Here is a 1,457-nt window from a genome sequence, read left to right as displayed (position 1 = left end):
TGAACTGCGCCCCTGACGTTGGACAAAAATCCAACCTCAGGGGCGTTTCATATGAGCAAGTACACCAGACAGTTTAAGCTTTCCGCCATCCAGGCTTTTCTGCAACGTGGCATTGGCTACCGTTTCATAGCCGCACAGTTCCAGATGGATCCCTCCTTACTGCGCCGCTGGGTACAGGCCTACCGCATCCATGGCGAGGCCAGCCTGTCCAGACACGCGCAGACTTTCAGCCCTGAGTTCAAGCTCTCGGTGCTTGAGCGAAAATGGCGCGACAAGTTGTCGTTGCGCGAAACGGCGGCTGTTTTCAACCTGACGCATTCCAGCCAGATAGGCATATGGGAAGCGCAGTACTACAGTGGCGGTATCAAAGCTCTGATAGCAGGGAACAAGGGACCGCGAAACGTCATGATCAAACCATCCACCCCACCCGCCAGCACCTCGCCCAAGTCCGAGGAAGAACTCTCGTACGCCGAACTGCTGGCCAAGCTGCGTCACGCCGAGATGGAGATCGCCTACCTAAAAAAGTTAAAAGAACTGCGCGAGGAGAAGGCGAGACAGAAGAGGGCCGGGAAGAAAAAGTCCTGATCATCTCGGCCCTACGCACCCGCTTCCCGCTCGACGGCCTGCTCAAGCTGGCCGGACTGGCGCGCAGTACGTATTACTACCAGCGCAAGTTGATGGCCGCCGGTGACAAGCTGACTGCGCTCAAGGACCGTATCCGTGAGATTCAGCAGCGGCATAAAGGTCGCTACGGCTATCGGCGCATGACAGCAACATTGCACAGCGTCGGCCACGCAGTTAACAGTAAGGTCGTGCGGCGACTGATGGCCGAACTCGACCTCAAATGCACGGTGCGCGTGAAGAAGTACAAGTCCTATCGTGGCGAGCCCGGACGCATCGCTCCCAACAAGATGGAGCGCAAGTTTACGGCAGAGGAGCCAAACAGGAGGTGGGTAACGGACGTGACCGAATTCAAGGTGGCGGGTGAAAAGCTGTATCTCTCTCCGGTGCTGGACCTGTTCAATGGCGAGATCGTGGCGCACCAGATCGACACCTCGCCGCACTATCCATTGGTCGGTCAGATGCTCGAGCAGGCGTTGTCACGGCTACCGGAAGGGGCCAGGCCTATGCTGCACTCCGACCAGGGCTGGCAGTATCAGTACTACCGCTACCGGAATCGACTAGAGGAGATGGGACTGGAGCAGAGCATGTCACGCAAAGGCAATTGCCTGGACAATGCGCGAATGGAGAGTTTCTTCGGCACACTGAAGACCGAGATGTATCATGGTCAGCGTTTCGCCAGCATCGAGGATTTGAGCGCTGCAATCGATGAGTACATCGATTACTACAACCATGACCGAATCAAGATGGGGCTGGCCGGCCTGAGTCCCGTGGCATACAGGAATCAGGCCGCAGCAGCCTAATCAAAGATTGTCCAACAAATGGGGCGCACCTCA

At 56.8% G+C, this 1,457-nt stretch carries 1 protein-coding gene and 1 pseudogene; both read left to right on the top strand.

Features of this window, described 5'->3' with window-relative positions:
* Positions 1-51: 51 nt before the first annotated feature.
* Positions 52-339 (top strand): annotated as a pseudogene (locus QME24_RS24785) (transposase); the annotation flags it as partial.
* Complete coding sequence (locus QME24_RS24670; protein WP_348650972.1) at positions 264-1,424, top strand: IS3 family transposase; 1,161 nt, start codon at positions 264-266, stop codon at positions 1,422-1,424. The pseudogene QME24_RS24785 and the gene QME24_RS24670, both read left to right, overlap by 76 nt.
* The last annotated feature ends 33 nt before the right edge of the window (positions 1,425-1,457 follow it).

The sequence above is a fragment of the Pseudomonas sp. PARCl1 genome, from assembly GCF_947311875.1.
Taxonomy (GTDB): domain Bacteria; phylum Pseudomonadota; class Gammaproteobacteria; order Pseudomonadales; family Pseudomonadaceae; genus Aquipseudomonas; species Aquipseudomonas juntendi.
Note: the sequence above shows the minus strand (reverse complement) of the source record. Positions and strands in the feature narration are given on the sequence as shown.